Source organism: Marinobacter sp. (assembly GCF_041690455.1).
Taxonomy (GTDB): domain Bacteria; phylum Pseudomonadota; class Gammaproteobacteria; order Pseudomonadales; family Oleiphilaceae; genus Marinobacter.
Window position 1 is genome coordinate 44,019 of the sequence record NZ_JAWLHI010000007.1, and the last position, 16,645, is coordinate 60,663.

At 56.7% G+C, this 16,645-nt stretch carries 15 protein-coding genes and 2 tRNA genes; 13 read left to right on the forward strand and 4 right to left on the reverse strand.

All coding sequences use genetic code 11. The annotated features are described in order from the left end of the window. The 3 genes from ACESMW_RS02775 to cydB are packed head-to-tail and all read left to right on the forward strand — an operon-like array spanning nt 1 to nt 4,195. Nucleotides 1-1,740, forward strand: coding sequence for a SulP family inorganic anion transporter (locus ACESMW_RS02775; protein ID WP_372985558.1), 1,740 nt, complete (start codon nt 1-3; stop codon nt 1,738-1,740). Nucleotides 1,741-1,760: 20 nt separating this feature from the next. Further along, the gene (locus tag ACESMW_RS02780; protein ID WP_372985559.1) at nt 1,761-3,191 is read left to right on the forward strand and encodes a cytochrome ubiquinol oxidase subunit I; all 1,431 of its coding nucleotides are present in this window, start codon (nt 1,761-1,763) and stop codon (nt 3,189-3,191) included. A 2-nt stretch (nt 3,192-3,193) separates the two neighbouring features. After that, complete coding sequence (gene cydB, locus ACESMW_RS02785) at nt 3,194-4,195, forward strand: cytochrome d ubiquinol oxidase subunit II (RefSeq protein WP_372985560.1); 1,002 nt, start codon at nt 3,194-3,196, stop codon at nt 4,193-4,195. A gap of 66 nt (nt 4,196-4,261) precedes the next feature. Here cydB and ACESMW_RS02790 read toward each other — a convergent pair whose 3' ends face one another. Together ACESMW_RS02790 and ACESMW_RS02795 are read right to left on the reverse strand one after the other, a co-directional pair. Continuing rightward, nucleotides 4,262-4,642, reverse strand: a complete 381-nt coding sequence (locus ACESMW_RS02790) for a rhodanese-like domain-containing protein (RefSeq protein ID WP_372985561.1) — start codon at nt 4,640-4,642, stop codon at nt 4,262-4,264. A gap of 92 nt (nt 4,643-4,734) precedes the next feature. Continuing rightward, nucleotides 4,735-5,388 carry a peroxiredoxin gene (locus ACESMW_RS02795; RefSeq protein ID WP_372985562.1) on the reverse strand — a complete coding sequence of 218 codons (654 nt, stop codon included), beginning with the start codon at nt 5,386-5,388 and terminating at the stop codon, nt 4,735-4,737. A 230-nt stretch (nt 5,389-5,618) separates the two neighbouring features. Here ACESMW_RS02795 and ACESMW_RS02800 point away from each other — a divergent pair, with 230 nt between their 5' ends. Beyond that, on the forward strand, nt 5,619-6,290 hold the full coding sequence (locus tag ACESMW_RS02800; protein ID WP_372985563.1) for a class I SAM-dependent methyltransferase: 672 nt from the start codon (nt 5,619-5,621) through the stop codon (nt 6,288-6,290). Between the two features lie 17 nt (nt 6,291-6,307). Here ACESMW_RS02800 and ACESMW_RS02805 read toward each other — a convergent pair whose 3' ends face one another. Further along, nucleotides 6,308-6,961, reverse strand: coding sequence for a peroxiredoxin (locus ACESMW_RS02805; RefSeq protein ID WP_372985564.1), 654 nt, complete (start codon nt 6,959-6,961; stop codon nt 6,308-6,310). Nucleotides 6,962-7,234: 273 nt separating this feature from the next. Between ACESMW_RS02805 and ACESMW_RS02810 the strand changes: the two genes are divergently transcribed. The 6 genes from ACESMW_RS02810 to ACESMW_RS02835 all read left to right on the forward strand — a co-directional run bounded on the left by ACESMW_RS02810 (nt 7,235) and on the right by ACESMW_RS02835 (nt 14,761). Then, nucleotides 7,235-8,278 (forward strand): MBL fold metallo-hydrolase, encoded by a 1,044-nt coding sequence (locus ACESMW_RS02810; RefSeq protein ID WP_372985565.1) that lies wholly within the window; start codon nt 7,235-7,237, stop codon nt 8,276-8,278. Nucleotides 8,279-8,335: 57 nt separating this feature from the next. After that, nucleotides 8,336-9,070, forward strand: a complete 735-nt coding sequence (locus ACESMW_RS02815) for a ZIP family metal transporter (RefSeq protein WP_372985566.1) — start codon at nt 8,336-8,338, stop codon at nt 9,068-9,070. Nucleotides 9,071-9,207: 137 nt separating this feature from the next. After that, nucleotides 9,208-10,194, forward strand: a complete 987-nt coding sequence (locus ACESMW_RS02820; RefSeq protein ID WP_372985567.1) for a hypothetical protein — start codon at nt 9,208-9,210, stop codon at nt 10,192-10,194. 20 nt (nt 10,195-10,214) lie between these two features. Further along, entirely contained in the window at nt 10,215-10,823 is a 609-nt protein-coding gene (locus tag ACESMW_RS02825) for an outer membrane beta-barrel protein (protein WP_372985568.1), read from the forward strand. 171 nt (nt 10,824-10,994) lie between these two features. After that, the gene (locus ACESMW_RS02830; protein ID WP_372985569.1) at nt 10,995-12,116 is read left to right on the forward strand and encodes an exonuclease SbcCD subunit D; all 1,122 of its coding nucleotides are present in this window, start codon (nt 10,995-10,997) and stop codon (nt 12,114-12,116) included. Continuing rightward, entirely contained in the window at nt 12,113-14,761 is a 2,649-nt protein-coding gene (locus tag ACESMW_RS02835) for an AAA family ATPase (protein ID WP_372985570.1), read from the forward strand. Before ACESMW_RS02830 ends, ACESMW_RS02835 begins: the two co-directional genes overlap by 4 nt. Nucleotides 14,762-14,810: 49 nt before the next feature. Here the strand turns inward: ACESMW_RS02835 and ACESMW_RS02840 are convergent, their stop codons facing one another. Then, nucleotides 14,811-15,017 (reverse strand): cold-shock protein, encoded by a 207-nt coding sequence (locus ACESMW_RS02840; protein WP_372985571.1) that lies wholly within the window; start codon nt 15,015-15,017, stop codon nt 14,811-14,813. Nucleotides 15,018-15,393: 376 nt separating this feature from the next. Between ACESMW_RS02840 and ACESMW_RS02845 the strand changes: the two genes are divergently transcribed. The 3 genes from ACESMW_RS02845 (at nt 15,394) to ACESMW_RS02855 (ending at nt 16,604) form a co-directional block, all read left to right on the forward strand. Next, nucleotides 15,394-16,179 (forward strand): rhodanese-like domain-containing protein, encoded by a 786-nt coding sequence (locus tag ACESMW_RS02845; RefSeq protein ID WP_372985572.1) that lies wholly within the window; start codon nt 15,394-15,396, stop codon nt 16,177-16,179. Between the two features lie 188 nt (nt 16,180-16,367). Continuing rightward, nucleotides 16,368-16,443, forward strand: a tRNA-Gly gene (locus ACESMW_RS02850). 87 nt (nt 16,444-16,530) lie between these two features. Further along, nucleotides 16,531-16,604, forward strand: a tRNA-Cys gene (locus ACESMW_RS02855). Nucleotides 16,605-16,645: the final 41 nt, after the last annotated feature.

Genomic DNA, 16,645 nt, shown 5'->3' on the forward strand with positions numbered 1-16,645 from the left:
ATGTCGGATCGGTTAACCCGGTTCCTGCCTATTCTGAACTGGCTTAAGGACTATCGGGGCGACACGTTTGTCAGCGACGCGCTGGCAGCAGTAATTGTCACCCTGATGCTGGTGCCCCAGGCGCTGGCCTATGCCTTGCTGGCAGGTCTTCCGCCCGAGGTTGGTTTGTATGCCAGTATGATCCCGCTGGTGGCGTACGCACTGTTCGGAACCAGTGCAACGCTTGCTGTCGGGCCTGTGGCCGTTGCCTCCCTGATGACCGCTTCTGCACTCGGTGGCATCGCCGAAGCGGGCACTCCCGAGTATGTCGGTGCCGCGCTGGTACTGGCCTCGCTCTCCGGCCTGATGCTTTTTGCCATGGGCCTCCTGCGGCTTGGTTTTCTGGCCAATTTCCTCAGTCATCCGGTGATATCCGGGTTTGTGACTGCTTCGGGCATCCTCATCGCCGGCAGTCAACTTGGCCATATTCTGGGTATCCAGGGCGGCGGCCACAACCTGGTGGAAATGGTCCAGGGGCTATGGCAGCAGCTGGGCGGGATCAATCCGATGACTCTGGTAATCGGTGGGGGCGCCCTGGTCTTCCTCTATCTCTGTCGCAAGTTCCTCAAGCGAGGCCTGACCGGCATTGGATTGTCTGAGCGCCTGGCGGACCTGACCACCAAGGCCGCGCCGGTGACCGCGGTCATCGTCACCACGGCGGCCGCCTGGTATTTCGATCTTGGCTCTGCAGGGGTAAACCTGGTGGGTGAAGTGCCCAGTGGCCTTCCGGATATCAGCCTGCCGTCCATGGATCCGGATATCTGGGCAACCCTGGTGCCCGCCGCCATCCTGATCAGTCTCGTCGGTTTTGTGGAGTCTGTTTCGGTTGCGCAGACCCTTGCGGCCAAGCGGCGTCAGCGGATTGATCCTGATTCCGAGCTGATTGCCCTGGGCCTGGCCAACGTGGCCGCAGGCGTTAGCGGTGGTTCGCCGGTATCCGGCGGATTCTCAAGATCCGTGGTCAACTTCGAGGCCGGTGCCCAGACGCCGATTGCCGGTGCGCTGACCGCTGTCGGTATTGCCGTGGCAACGCTTACGCTGACCGGCCTACTCGCGTTCCTGCCCAAGGCGACCCTGGCAGCGACCATTATCATCGCTGTGAGCACGCTGATTGACCTGCCGGCGATCCGGCGGACTCTGGCGTATTCGAAGGCGGACGGAACAGCGATGTTGGCCACGATTATTCTGACCCTGGCGCACGGGGTCGAGGCCGGCATTATTGTGGGTGTTGCGCTGTCGATCGGGCTGTACCTGTATCGCACCAGCCGACCTCACAGCGCCGTGGTGGGACGGATACCGGGTACAGAACATTTCCGCAACGTTCAGCGCCACAAGGTCGAAATCGACGACAGTACCGTTGTGCTGCGAGTTGACGAGAGCCTGTATTTCGCTAACGCCCGCTATCTCGAGGAAACGGTTCTGGAGCTGGTGTCCGACAACCCGGAAATGAAGAATCTGGTGCTGGCCTGCCAGGCGGTCAATGAAATTGATGCTTCTGCCTTGGAAAGCCTGGAAGCGATCAACAGCCGTCTGGAAGATGCGGGTATTCGCTTGCATCTGTCCGAAGTTAAAGGGCCGGTTATGGATCGCCTGAAACGGACGCATTTCTGTGAGGAGCTGACGGGTCAGATTTTTCTCAGTACGTACGACGCATGGAAGGCACTCGCAAAAAAGCCAACTATCCTTTTTAAAACTAACTGACGTTCCTGCTGGAGGTTCCCATGGAACTTGATCCTCTGTTGCTATCGCGAATCCAGTTCGCGTTTGTGGTGTCATTTCACGCCATCTTTCCGGTGTTTACCATCGGTTTGGCCTCCTATATTGCGGTGCTGGAGGCCCTGGGCTTCAAGACCGGCAATCCGGTGTGGCTGAAGCTCTCGGGCTTCTGGACCAAGGTCTTTGCCGTGGTGTTCGGCATGGGCGTGGTCTCGGGCATCGTGATGTCGTTCCAGTTCGGAACCAACTGGAGCAACTTCTCCCAGGCCACCGCCAACTTCCTCGGGCCGGTACTCAGCTATGAGGTGATCACCGCCTTCTTCCTGGAAGCCGCGTTCCTGGGCGTGCTGCTGTTCGGCCGCGACAAGGTTCCGCCCGGCGTGCACCTGTTCGCGGCCATCATGGTGGCCACCGGCACCTTCATCTCGTCGTTCTGGATTCTCTCGGCCAACAGCTGGATGCAGACTCCGGCCGGCTTCGAGCTGATTGACGGCGTGTTCCATGTCACCTCCTGGAGCGAGGCGATCTTCAACCCTTCCTTCCCATACCGCTTCATGCATATGGGGCTGGCCTCGTTCCTGACCGGCAGTTTCGTGGTGGCCGGTGTCAGTGCCTGGTACCTCCTCCGTGGCCGGGAAGTGGAAGCCAACCGCAAGGCGCTGTCCATGTGCCTGTGGCTGATCCTGTTCATCGCCCCGGCCCAGCTGATTGTGGGTGACTTCCACGGCCTGAGCACCCTGGAGCATCAGCCCACCAAGGTGGCCGCGATGGAAGGCAACTGGGAGACCTCCTCCAACGTACCGCTGCTGCTGTTCGCCATTCCCGACCAGGACGCCCAGACCAACCATTTCGAGATCGGCATTCCCAGCCTGGCCAGTATGATCCTGACCCACGAGTGGGACGGGGTGGTACCCGGCCTGAAGGATGTGCCACGGGCGGAACAACCGCCGGTGGCCATCGTGTTCTGGTCGTTCCGGATCATGGTCGGTATCGGCACCCTGATGATCCTGGTGGGTCTGACCGGCCTGGCGCTGCGTCGCGGGGGTCGTTACTTCCAGTCCACCTGGTTCCTGCAGGTGCTGCGGGTGATGAGCATTGCCCCGTTCATTGCGGTGCTGACCGGCTGGTTTGTGACCGAAGTGGGTCGGGCCCCCTGGCTGGTGTACGGCATCATGGACCAGGCGGCGGCGGTCACCCCTTCACTGACCGGCGGCATGGCGTTGTTCACCCTGATCGGCTACATCGTGGTCTATGCGGCGGTGTTCTCCGCGGGTGTCTACTACCTGATGCGGGTGCTGTACGTGGGCCTGGAAGACCAGGATGACGAGGAAGAGCACGAGGCGGACCGTCCGGCACGACCACTTTCCGCGGCTCATGTACCGTTCGAATACGGCGAAGACAAACACCGCAACCCGGCCAAGCAGGGAGGTCACTGATTATGGAACTCTTCGATCTGCCCCTGATCTGGGCATTCATTATCGGCTTCGGCATCATCATGTATGTGCTGATGGACGGCTTCGACCTGGGTGTCGGCATCCTGTTCCCGTTCGCCCCGAGCGAGGGAGACCGGGACACCATGATGAACTCGGTGGCCCCGGTGTGGGACGGCAACGAGACCTGGCTGGTGCTGGGTGGTGCCGGCCTGCTAGCCGCCTTCCCGATGGTGTACACCATCTTCCTGCCGGCGCTGTACATCGGTGTGTTCCTGCTGCTGGCCGGTCTGATTTTCCGGGGCGTGGCTTTCGAGTTCCGGTTCAAGGCCCGCACTTCCCGCTACCTGTGGAACTGGGCTTTTGCCGGCGGCTCCACCATCGCCTCCTTCGCCCAGGGCGCGGTGGTCGGTGCCTACATCCAGGGCTTCAATACCGTGGACGGCGTGTACGTTGGCGGCGCCCTGGACTGGCTGACGCCGTTCACCGTCCTCACTGGCCTGGGCATGCTGGCCGGCTACTCCCTGCTGGGGTCCACCTGGCTGATCATGAAGACCGAAGGCCGGCTGCAGGAATGGGCCTACCGGATCACCCTGCCACTGCTGGCCGCGGTGCTGATCATCTTCGGCATCATCAGCGTCTGGACCCCGTTCGTGGACGATCTGGTGCGCGAGCGCTGGTTCTCCAACCTGACCGTGATCTGGATCCTGCCGGTGCTGACCCTGCTGTGTGCCTTCCAGATCTTCCGGTCGGTGCGCAACCGCTTTGAAGGCATGCCGTTTGTGGCCACCATGGGGTTGTTCATCACCACCTACCTGGGCCTGGTGGTCAGCCGCTGGCCGTACGTGGTACCGCCGGAGTACACCCTGTGGGATGCGGCCTCGGCCTATGGTTCGCAGATGTTCCTGCTGCTGGGGACGCTGCTGGTGGTGCCCATCGTGATCACCTACACCGCCTGGACCTACTGGGTCTTCCGCGGCAAGGTGCGTGCCGGTGAGGGATACCACTGACAAAAAAGCCGCCTCCTGACCGGAGGCGGCTTTTCAATTTTTAAGTCCTGCCAATTGAGTGGCTGGTCAGTCGAAATCAGGCAGTTCCGGTTTCACCACCGGCTTGCCAGCTTCCTGCCACGCCTCGATTCCTCCGGAAATGGACTGTACGTGGATATAGCCCATTTCTTTCATGGCTTTGGCCGAGAGGGCAGAGCGGCCACTGTTCTTGCAGTAGATCACCATATTCAGCCCCCGATCTTCCAGGGCTGGATCATTGGTCAGCTTGAATTCCAGAATACCCCGGGGAATGTTGACGGCGCCCGGAATATGGCCGGCGTGGTACTCGTCAGCTTCCCGAACATCAATCAGCATGTCTGCCTGCTTGATGGCGTCTTCGGATTTCTCCAAAGGTACTTCCCGTATCTCGGCCTTCGCGGCCTGAACCATGTCATGAACATTCTTCATCGTGAAATACCCCGTTCATCTTTGGTAAAAAAGCCGCTACCGCAAAAGCGATAGCGGCTGCATTCAGTATAGCGGAATCGCATTCGAGCCGGTTACAGAGACTTGGTGCAGAAATAGAAGTCCTTGCACTCGTAGTCACCGGACTCGACGCGTGAGTTGGCGCCGTCAGCGGTCTTGGCCGGCGGAACGATGACCTTGTCGCCTTTCTTCCAGCCTTCCGGAGTAGCCACACCGTGCTCGTCACTGGTCTGCAGGGCTTCCAGCAGGCGCAGGAACTCGGGGATGGAACGGCCGTTGCTCATCGGGTAGTACACCATGGCCCGCAGGATGCCGTTCGGGTCGATGATGAAGGTGGCGCGAACCGCGGAGGTGTCGCCGGCACCCGGATGGATCATACCGTAGGCCTTGGCCACGTCCATCTTCAGGTCTTCGATGATCGGGAACGGAATTTCAACGCCCCAGTTCTGTTTGATATTGCGCATCCAGGCAATGTGGGAGTGGATGCTGTCGATGGACAGACCCAGCAGCTCACAGTTCAGCTTGGCGAATTCCGGCGCCGCTTCAGCGAAGGCCATGAATTCGGTGGTGCAAACGGGAGTGAAGTCAGCCGGGTGGGAAAACAGAACCAGCCACTTGCCCTTGTAATCACTCAGGGATTTCTCGCCATCGGTGGTCAGCGCTTTGAAATCCGGAGCCGGTTCGTTGATGCGCGGCAGGCCGGCTACAGATGCTGCTTGAGTATCCATAGAAATGTCCTCTTGAGATTGGGTTGTCAGTTGACTGTTCCAAGATATATTTCGCGCTAAATTCCAGCAAGGCATAAAGATATATCGCAACGATATATCTAATCTATGGCTGCTACCGTGGCAATTGGCAAGGGCTAAAAGCCGGCTGCAATCCCTGTTACCAGCTATCATTCGGGTTAAAAGGACTGGATCCGATGCTGGCCAGAAACACGAAAAAGGGGTAAAGACCGGTGGCGAAAATTGAGCCTTTCGAAGCGCACCATGAACGTTATGAATCCTGGTTCGATAGGCACCGCGAAGCCTATGTATCGGAGCTCCTGGCTGTCAGGGCTTTTGTTCCCCTGGAAGGAAAGGGTCTGGAGGTGGGGATCGGCAGCGGGAGGTTCTCGGCGCCTCTGGGGGTACAGTACGGGATAGATCCATCCCCGGCGATGCTTAACTACGCCCGTTCCTGTGGTATGAACGTGGCCGTCGCCATAGCAGAGCAGCTCCCGTTCAAGGCCTGTGTTTTTGATTACGCCCTGGTGGTGACCACCATCTGTTTTGTCGATTCAGCCAGCGACATGCTTGCCGAGATCCATCGGGTCCTGACGCCGGAGGGCAAATTGATCATCGGTCTGATCGACCGGGAAAGTGAACTCGGAGCGTTCTACCAAAAGCATAAGGCTGAAAGTGTTTTTTATCGCGATGCCGAGTTTTTCTCTGCAGCAGAAGTCGAGCGTCTGTTGGAGGATAACGGATTTACGGTGAACGCGCGGGCCCAGACACTTTTCAGGCCGCTTCCGGAGACCACAGAGATCGAACCGACACTTCCGGGAAGAGGTAAGGGCGCTTTCGTGGTAATCACAGGTAAAAAAGCCGGACCTCTCGGTCCGGCAAAGGGCTGTGAATCAGTCGTTTGAGTAAAGCGAAGTCTTGCTTACAGGGACTTGGTGCAGAAGTAGAAGTCCTTGCACTCGTAGTCACCAGACTCGACTCGGGCGTTGGCGCTGTCAGCGGTCTTGGCCGGCGGAACGATGACCTTGTCACCTTTCTTCCAACCTTCCGGAGTGGCCACACCGTGTTCTTCACTGGTCTGCAGGGCTTCCAGCAGGCGCAGGAACTCGGGGATGGAGCGGCCGTTGCTCATCGGGTAGTAGACCATGGCGCGCAGGATGCCGTTCGGATCGATGATGAAGGTGGCGCGAACCGCGGAGGTGTCGCCGGCACCCGGATGGATCATGCCGTAGGCCTTGGCCACGTCCATCTTCAGGTCTTCGATGATCGGGAACGGAATTTCAACGCCCCAGTTCTGTTTGATATTGCGCATCCAGGCAATGTGGGAGTGGATGCTGTCGATGGACAGACCCAGCAGCTCACAGTTCAGCTTGGCGAATTCCGGCGCCGCTTCAGCGAAGGCCATGAATTCGGTGGTGCAAACCGGAGTGAAGTCGGCCGGGTGGGAGAACAGAACCAGCCACTTGCCCTTGTAATCGCTCAGGGACTTCTCGCCGTCGGTGGTCAGGGCTTTGAAATCCGGAGCCGGTTCGTTGATGCGCGGCAGGCCCGCGACAGGTGCTGCTTGAGTTTCCATAATAGATTCCTCTTGAGGGTTGGTTGTCCTGTTGACGGGTTCCAAGATAGGGCTACGGACTAATGCATTCAAGGAATAACCTTATATCGCCGCGATATATTGCATCTATCGTCATGCGAAATGACCGCAGCTATTTTCTAAGTCCATGAAATAGAGAAGGAAATTAGAAATAACAGAAGGCCGGATTCTCTGTGGCGCAAAGGCTTGGGACGTCTATACTGTTTGCATTGATGAAAATTCCTGTTCCACGGACTGTCTAAGGAGAAACCGATCATGATATTCCGGCAACTGTTTGATGATGTATCTTCGACCTTTACTTATCTCCTGGCGGATGAGGACAAAAAAGAAGCAATCCTGATCGACGCAGTGTTCTCCCAGGCCAAGAGGGACCTGGCATTGATCGATGAACTCGGTCTGACACTGGTGCTCGCCGCTGACACCCACGCCCACGCGGACCACATCACCGCAGCCTGGCTGCTCAAACAGAAAACCGGTTGCAAGATTGCCTCCGCCAAAGCCATCGGGGCTGACCATGTTGATGTGCCGCTTGAGGATGGTCAGGAATTCGGAGTTGCAGGGATCACACTTCGGGCGATATCCACGCCGGGTCATACAGACGGCTGCATGAGCTATGTCATGGCGGACCAATCGATGGTGTTTACCGGAGATGCCTTGTTGATCCGGGGTTGCGGCCGCAGTGATTTCCAACAGGGAAGTGCCCATAAACTTTTCGAGTCCATCACCAACAAACTGTTCTCCCTGCCGGATTCCTGCGTGGTTTACCCGGCCCACGACTACCATGGCCGGAGCGTCAGTTCTATCGGGGAAGAAAAAGCGTTCAATGCCCGTGTGGGCGGAGGGGCGAACGAAACGGATTTTGTGGAATACATGAATGCCATGAAGCTTCCTCATCCCAAAAAAATCGACGAGGCTTTGCCAGCCAACCTCCGTAGTGGTTGTCCTGAAGATGGAAAGCTTCCGGAAGAGCCCGATTGGGCTGATATCCGGCTGACTTACGCCGGCGTTCCGGAAATCGGGGAGGAGTGGCTGGAACACCATCTGGATGAGGTCACGGTTCTTGATGTCAGGCTTGCGGAGGAGGTCAAGGACTGCCCGGTTACTGAAACACTGGTGGATCTTCACATCCCTCTGGACCAGCTCAGGTCGCGAGTGGGCGATGTCCCCAGGGAAAAACCGGTGGTTGCGCTCTGTCGCTCCGGCCGGAGGTCGGCCATGGCCGTCAATATCCTCAAGGACAACGGTTTTGACAAGGTGGCAAGTCTGAGCCGAGGGCTCATGGAAATAACAAGAAATTAAGGAAATAGCGTCTTTATTTAAACTGATTTCTTGATTCAGGAAGGACTGAGCTCCTGCATGGATGATACTTTCTGGACGGCTCTGACAACGAGTATCCTGGCGGCACTGGTCACATCGATCGGTATTTTCACGATCCGCCGTTTTGCAGACTGGGGGCATCGGAACACCACCTACTTTATATGCTTTGCTGCAGGTGTTCTGATTTCCGCCTCCTTTTTGCACATTATTCCGAAATCCTTTTCAATGAATCCGGATGCACCGGTCTGGCTCCTGGTGGGTTTCATGGGACTCCACCTTTTCAACCGCTTCCTGACGGCCTTTGTCTGCGAGAGGGACCCGGCCAAGAAGGACTATGTGATTGGCATCATCCCGATGCTGGGGATCGGGTTCCACTCGTTTATTGACGGGTTTATCTATTCAATCTCGTTCACCGTGAGCATCTTTACCGGCTATCTCGCAACGGTGGGTATGGTTCTGCACGAGTTTCCGGAAGGAATCATTACCTATCTTCTGCTTGTGCGGGGCGGGATTACTCCGAAACTGGCCATGCCCCTCGCGTTTCTTGCAGCGGCGGCTACAACCCCTCTGGGAATGCTGGTTTCCTATCCCCTTGTTAACGACATTGATCCGGAGTCGCTGGGGGCCTTGCTGTCGTTGTCCGCAGGCGCCCTCGTCTACGTCGGTGCAACCCATCTGCTGCCTAGGGCCGAGCAGGAACAAAAGAAGTTCAGCCTGGTTGCCCTGGCAGGAGGGGTGCTGGTTGCTGCGGTGATTGTCGCGTCCAAAGCGTGAATTTAAACAGCATTTTTGGCGATTTTTTGTCCTGTTTTTCTGGTTCACTCCACCAGATGGTCTATCTTTGTAGTGTGCTGGTCAGGATCAACGTTTCGTCGACCGACCGCAGATGTGGCAGTTGGAGGACAATAAAAATGGAAGTTATTCGTGTGCTGAGAAAAGGATCTGTGGTTCTGGGAGCTTCTGCCCTTGCTGCGTGTGGCGGCGGAGGTGGGGGCAGTGATGGTGATACTGCGGTTGCGCTGACTTGTGAATCGGCTGCTCTTCCAGTGTACGAGCTTATGCTGGATTCGAATAAATATTCAGGTCAGGAAGTTACGATAATTAATGCTGATGATGTCGCGAACATGCTGGGCATCTATGGTGATGTTGAGGTTGGAACAGCTCTTATCAATAACGTCCGAACAGCATTAACGAATCAGAGTGGTGATAAGCCTGTTTGCGTAAACGAAGAGGAAGGTGGCACGGCAACCCTGAGTGTTTCCGGTTCCGGAAGCAAGGTCGAAGAGCGTTGGGTTTTTAACAGTTGCGTTGTGAGTACTTCAGACTTTGGGCAGGTCAGTCTCTCCGGAACCTACCGAAACGGCGAAGAGATTACAGACAAGACCAGCAAAGTCCGAAGAGGTGAAGAATTTCAAATCTACGAAGATTTACAAGGTAAAATTGTCGACCCCCAAACCGCAACGCCTTTCACGATAAACGGTCAGTCATCCGTGGTTTTTGAGGTTGAATTGGCCTCGGGCGATGGCTGTGTGAAGGAGAACGTTTCGGGCCTGGAATTTCAGTCGTTTGACGGGGATTACGTTGCGCTTACGGGGTCCGAAACCTTTCTGAAAAAATCCGGATCGATGACGGAGATCAGAATTAAAGGAACTCTCGTTGGCTCCTCCGTTGGCGGTTACCTCGAAGTGTCAGCACCGGAGCCCGTTGTCTTTGCAGATTCTCAAAAATGTCCTCAGGAAGGCATCATCAGAGTCTTAAGTGACGGAGAAGCTCGAGTCCTTTATGGCGACAGCGCCGGCGGGACGGCAACGGGTGTGGCGGTATGGATTAACAATCAATTAGAACAGAGTTATGACGACTGCCAGAAAATTGGCGTGGCGCCTCTCTCTGCTGATTAACTGAAAAGGAATTCGATACTATGAAAACCAGAACCCTTTTGCTGGGCATTACGGCCGGCTTTATATACGCCTCCGGCGCTCAGGCAGTGGAGTTCTATCCCGGGTATTTTGGTATCTCTGTCGGCCAGGCTGAAGTCGATGATTTCTGCTCGGGCGCCGAAATCTCCTCATGCGATGATAGTTCTGTGACGGGCCGTATCTATGGCGGAACAGAGTACATTGGATTCGCAAACTTCGAATTCGGCTATCGTTACATCGATGAGGTGTCCGCGTCCGGGACAGTTGAGGGCCTCGGCTTTGCTTCCGCCGAGGTCGACGGCCACTTTTTCGATGCGACCCTACAACTGGGAATGCCAAGAACGGGCCGTTTCAAGGTGTTTGCCAAAGCAGGCGCCATGTTCTGGCAGCTGAACTATGAAGCTACGGCGCAGACCATCGCGGGTAATCTTCGCTTCAGCGATGACGACACCGGCGTATCGCTCAGAACCGGCCTCGGTGCCAGTTTCAATGTCTCCGACAATTTCCGTGTAAGAGCCGACTGGGACTTTCTCATGGATGTTGGTGATGAAGACGAAACTGGTGAGTTCGACATCAACGTCTTCAGTATCGGCCCGGAGTTCTTGTTCTGACGTGAAAATGGGGTCAGATGAAAGCGTTCATCTGACCCCGCCTTCTCCGACTTTTCCGCTTTCTTCTGCAGCCCAAAGCTCCCGCCAATCATAGAGTTGTGCATTTTTCTTCAGGTACGGGTAACCTTGATTGCGTGTTGAGAGAGCATGCATTCGGACAGGGGAATATTTGTGCCCAGATTTCTTCATACCGCGGACTGGCAGATGGGCCGGTCGTTCAGTCGTTTTGAAACGGAAGATGGCGCTGCGCTGGTAGAGGCCCGTTACGCAGCCATCGAAAGGCTGGCACAACTGGCTGTCGAGCAGGAATGCGATGCAGTGCTGGTGGCGGGCGATGTGTTCGATGCCCAGGGAGTATCCGACCGGACTATCCGCCGGGTATTCAATGCCACCAGTGCGTTCAAGGGCCCCTGGGTCATGCTCCCCGGTAACCACGATGCGGCCCTTGCCGAGAGCGTCTGGACCCGGGCCCAACGTTTGAAGGCAGTACCCGATAACATTCAGCTGGCGCTTGAGCCGGATGTGATCCTGCTGAAAGAGCAGGGCATCGCAGTGCTCAGCGCACCGCTGACCCAGCGCCATACCTATAGTGACCTGACCGAAGACTTCAGCGAGCGTGAGACACCCGCCGGCCTTGTTCGGGTGGGGCTTGCCCATGGCAGTGTTCAGGGTGTCCTCCCGGATGAAGTGGACGCGACCAATCCGATTGCTCCGGACAGGGCGGAGCAGGCCAACCTTGATTACCTGGCTCTGGGCGATTGGCATGGCGCCAAGCAGATCAATGAGCGAACCTGGTACAGCGGTACGCCAGAACCGGAACGCTTCCGGAACAACGAAGCAGGCTATGCCCTGGTTGTCGATATCTCCGAGCCCGGCGCGGTGCCTGAGATCAGGAACGTTGATACCGCCCGTTATCGTTGGCATCAGTGGCGGGAAACGCTATCTGTGCCCTCGGACCTGGACGGGTTGATCCAGCGTATGGAAGAGCTTCTGGAAGCGTCGGTTCTGGATATCCGCCTCGATGGCGCGATTACCCTGGATGGCCTGCAGCGTCTTGATCACGCGCTTTCGTTGGCGGAGGCTCGGTTCCGAAGCGTCAGGTGTGACCGGGCTGACCTCCAGCTCGAACCCACGGAAGACGATATCGCGGCGCTCAACGCCGATGGCTACCTGGGGGAAACCATTGAGGAATTGAGGCAGCTCCAACTGGGAGGCAGTCCCGAACCGGCAAGGGATGCGCTGGCGATCCTTACGGGCCTGCTCACCAGCGGTAAGCAGGAGGTAAACCAGTGAGACTCGAAAGACTGAGGATCGAACAGGTTCGCCAATTCCGGAATCCGATTGCCCTTGAAGGGCTCCAGCCAGGTATCAATTTGATCCACGGCCCGAACGAATCCGGCAAAAGCACCCTGGTGCGAGCCATCCGGGCCGCCTTTTTTGAACGCCACCGCTCCAAATCCGTTGAAGATCTGCGTCCCTGGGGCGACTCTGCAGCGGCCCCGTCGATTGAACTGGGTTTCGAGCACGGCGGCCACCAGTGGTCACTGACCAAAAGTTTCCTCCAGCGAAAGCGTTGTGATCTGCAGGTTGATGGCCAGAGTTTCAGTGGTGAAGAAGCCGAAGAGAAACTTGCGGAGTTGCTGGGTTATCAGTTCCCCAAGAAAGGTGCGAGCAAGGAGGAGCACTGGGGTATCCCTGGGTTGCTCTGGGTCGAGCAGGGTACCGGCCAGGATATCGAAAAGGCTGTTGAACACGCCGGAGATCACCTGAAATCCGCCCTCAACAATCTGGTTGGTGAAGTGGCCAGCACCGGCGGCGATGAGGTTATCCAGGCCGTGGAGAAGCAGCGGGCAGAGCTGCTTACCGGAACCGGAAAACCCCGGGGGGAATACCTGCAGCTTGAAAAGGATCGTGCTGCACTGGAGGCCGAGATTGCCGAGCTGCAAGCCCGGATCGAGCAATACCAGGCCCAGGTGGATCGCCTTGGCACACTGACGGCGGAGTTTGAGCGAGCGAACCGTGACCGGCCCTGGGAAGAGGCCCGCCACAGGATGGAGGAGGCCCAGGAGAAATTCCGTCAGGTCGAGTCACTTCAGGCGCAACAGGTGAGAGAGCGGGAGACCCTCGATCATGTACGCCAGAATCTGAATTTACTCCGTCAGAACCTGGAGCAGATGAAAAGTCAGGGCAAGAAACTGGCGCAACGGGAAACCGATCTCCGTAAGGCCCAAGAGACCCTGGCCGAGGAAGAGGCTCGAACCCCTGCTCTCGACAAGGCTCTTGCGGATGCGCGTGGCGACTATGACGCGGCGATCAAAACCGTCGAACAGGCCCGTCAGCTGGAAACTCTGAGTAGGCTGAAGCAGGAAGTTACCCGGCTGGATAGCCAGTACAAAACACTCCGGCAAAATCTGGACAAGGCCACAGATTTCCAGCAAAAACTGGACGAGGCCAGTAAACAGAAGCAGGAGAACAGGATTGATCCGGATTTGGTGCAACACGCCAGGGTTACCCAACGCCAGCTTGACGAAGAAGCAATCAGGTCCCAGACCATAGCCACACGCCTTACCTGGAAGCTGGAGCAGGGACATAGTCTGCATCTCAGCGAGGAGAGCATCGAGGGGGAGGGTGAACGTCGCCTCCTGGAGGAGACCACATTGGAGATTCCCGGTGTGGGGCGCCTCGGAATTACGCCGGGGGGTGAAGATCTGGCGAGCGTCCGCCGAACACTGGCGCATCTTGAACAAACCCTTGGCGAACATCTTCGGGCACTCGGTGTAAGTAGCGTTGAAGACGCGGAACAGAAGCTGGCGCGGTTTCGGGACGCGGAGAACAGGCTGAAGCACACCGAGGACCTGTTGGTGTCGGTTGCGCCCCAGGGGCTGGAACGTCTTCGGACTGAAACCCGGGATACCCTGGCAGACCTGGAGGCTCGAAAAGGGGAACTCGAAACATTGCTGAAGTCAGCGGGAACGACTGGCGCCGATCTCCCGAGCCTCGCTGAGGCCGAAAGGGCAAGGAAAAATGCGGAGCAGCGTCTTTCAGAAGCTGAAACTGCCCGAAGCAAACACCAGACGGCCATCCTGACCGCCAGGCAGCATGTTGCGAACGCCAATCGGGAATGGCAGCAGCTCAGGGAGGAACTGCACAATTCCGAGAGCCAGCGCCAGTTTCGTGAACTTGCCGACAAGATCTCGGAATCGGAGAAGCGGGAAGCGACAGTGCTGGGGAACCTGGAAGCACTGGACAAAAAGATCCGTGAGGCCCGGCCGGAGCTGCTTCAACAGGACATCCAGCGCTTCCGGCAGGCGGCGGAAACACAGCAGAAAGCCCAGGAAAACCGGGAGCGGGAACTTCGGGATACCCGGGTCCGGCTGGAAGCCTGGGGAGCAGAAGGTCTTGAGGAACAGCTCAGTGAGAAATCCGGGGATTTTGAGCATATCAACCGCCGGTATGGCGAGCTGCACCGGCGTGCCGAGGCACTTGATCTGCTGTTGAATGTGCTCACTCGCAAACGCCAGGCATTGACCCGTCGTCTGCAGGCACCATTGCAGAAGCACCTGGATCATTACCTTTCAGTACTTTTCCCGGAGGCAACACTGGAGGTGGACGAGCATCTCATGCCGGGCAGGTTTACCCGTGGAAATGAGCTGGGACAGATGACGGAACTGAGTTTCGGGGCACGGGAGCAAATGGGGCTGATCAGCCGGTTGGCGTATGCGGACCTGTTACAGGAAGCGGGGCGACCGACGCTGATTATCCTGGACGATACCCTGGTGCACTCCGATGCGGAGCGGCTGGATGGAATGAAACGGATTCTGTTCGATGCGGCGCAGCGGCATCAGATTCTGTTGTTCACCTGCCACCCGGAAAACTGGCAGGATCTGGGTGTCGAGCCCAGGGATCTGCAGGCGCTGAAGAGCCAGGCAGTCCCCTGAAAACGAAAAAAGGCAGCCGAAGCTGCCTTTTTCGTGTCTTGGCTGTTATTTACAGACCAATCACGTTTTCCGCCTGGGGACCTTTCTGGCCCTGGGTAACGGTGAACTCGACCTGCTGGCCTTCAGCCAGAGTCTTGAAACCGCCGCCCTGAATAGCGCTGTAGTGAACGAATACGTCCGGGCCGCTTTCGCGAGTGATGAAGCCGAAGCCCTTTGATTCGTTGAAGAACTTGACAGTGCCGGTAGTAGTAGACATAGATAAAAATCCTGAATTCAATATTTTCAATGTGCCGCCAGGAATCGTTGTGATTACTGTTCAGCGTTGTGCGGGAAACAAAAAACTGGCGGAATCAAAAACAGGACTTGCTAATGCTTGGCAGTGTCTTATTTATGAAATGCTTTGCTAAATCTTTCCAACGAGGCCCACTGTACTCCTGCTGTTACCAAAAGCCCAGCTTTTTCTCGTAGGCATTTACACGTCCTGGGGGATGGTCCCTTTTTGTTGCAAATGATAACAGTTGCATACACAGAAGGAGGATCATCTTACAAAATACCGTCAATATCGCCTTGCTGACCGGCAGAGTCCGAACCACATTTAAGGCGTATCAACACTGAACAAGGATGTAGTACTGATGATCAAGCTACAGCAATCTGTGGTTCTCTGCATACTTCTGTTGATCTCCGGTTTTCTGCAAGCGGAAGAAGGGTTCCCCGGAAGAAAGCTCTATCCCACGGTTGGTACCATTGAGTTGGATGAACTCCGGCAGCAACTGGACGAACTGACCGTTGTGGATGTCCGCTCCCGATTCGAATACGACACGCTCCACATAGCCGGTGCCCACCATGTTGCCCTCTCGGACCGGGATTTCGCTACCCGGGTTGCGAGCTTGGAAGCTGAATCCGGAAAACCCCTGGTCTTTTACTGTAACGGCCGAACCTGCGAAAAATCCTACCGGGCGGTGGCCAAGACAGAGCATGAAAGCACTTCAGCGCCTCGGTCTTTCGATGCCGGAATCTTCGATTGGGCCCGCGCCAATCCGGACCGTACCGTTCTGCTCGGCCAGCCACTGGACGATGCCGGCAAACTGCTCACCCGGGAAAAATTCGAGGCCCACCTGTTGCCGCCCGATCAGTTCGGCCGCGAACTCCAGGCAGCCGGCTTTGCGGTCGATGCCCGAGATTCCAAGGAGCGGGCCGGGCTGGCACTTTTTATGGGCTGGGAGAAACGAATTCCTTTCGACAACCGCGAGAAATGGGACCGACTGCTTTCCGAACGCACTGATAACAACAAGCCCTTGTTGATCTACGATGCGGTGGGCAAGCAGGTGCAGTGGTTGCAGTACTTCCTGGAAGCCAGGGGAGTGCAGAACTATTACTTCATGGCCGGCGGTGCTAAAGCCTTTTTCGATACCCTGTGACACTTTTCCGGCTGTTTATTCTCTGTGCCAGATTGTGCGCCGTGCTGGTTCTGGCACCAGTTCGGCTCGGCGCACAAACTTTAACCAACAAATCCCTATAAAACAGAAACTTGAAAAAAAGTATTGACGCCGGAACCGTAATCCGTAGAATACGCAGCCGTTGACGAGGCAACGCCTCTGAAGACAGAGCGGGAATAGCTCAGTTGGTAGAGCACAACCTTGCCAAGGTTGGGGTCGCGAGTTCGAATCTCGTTTCCCGCTCCAATTTCTCTCCGGTCAGCCGGTTGGAAATCACAATTCAAGTCTCTCAATGCCTCCTGAGAGCAAAAGCCAGCATCACAGGCTTTCCCCGGCGCGGTGGCAGAGTGGTTATGCAGCGGACTGCAACTCCGTGTACGCCGGTTCGATTCCGACCCGCGCCTCCATTTTTACCCTTTAAAATCAACAAATTACTTTATCCCCATTT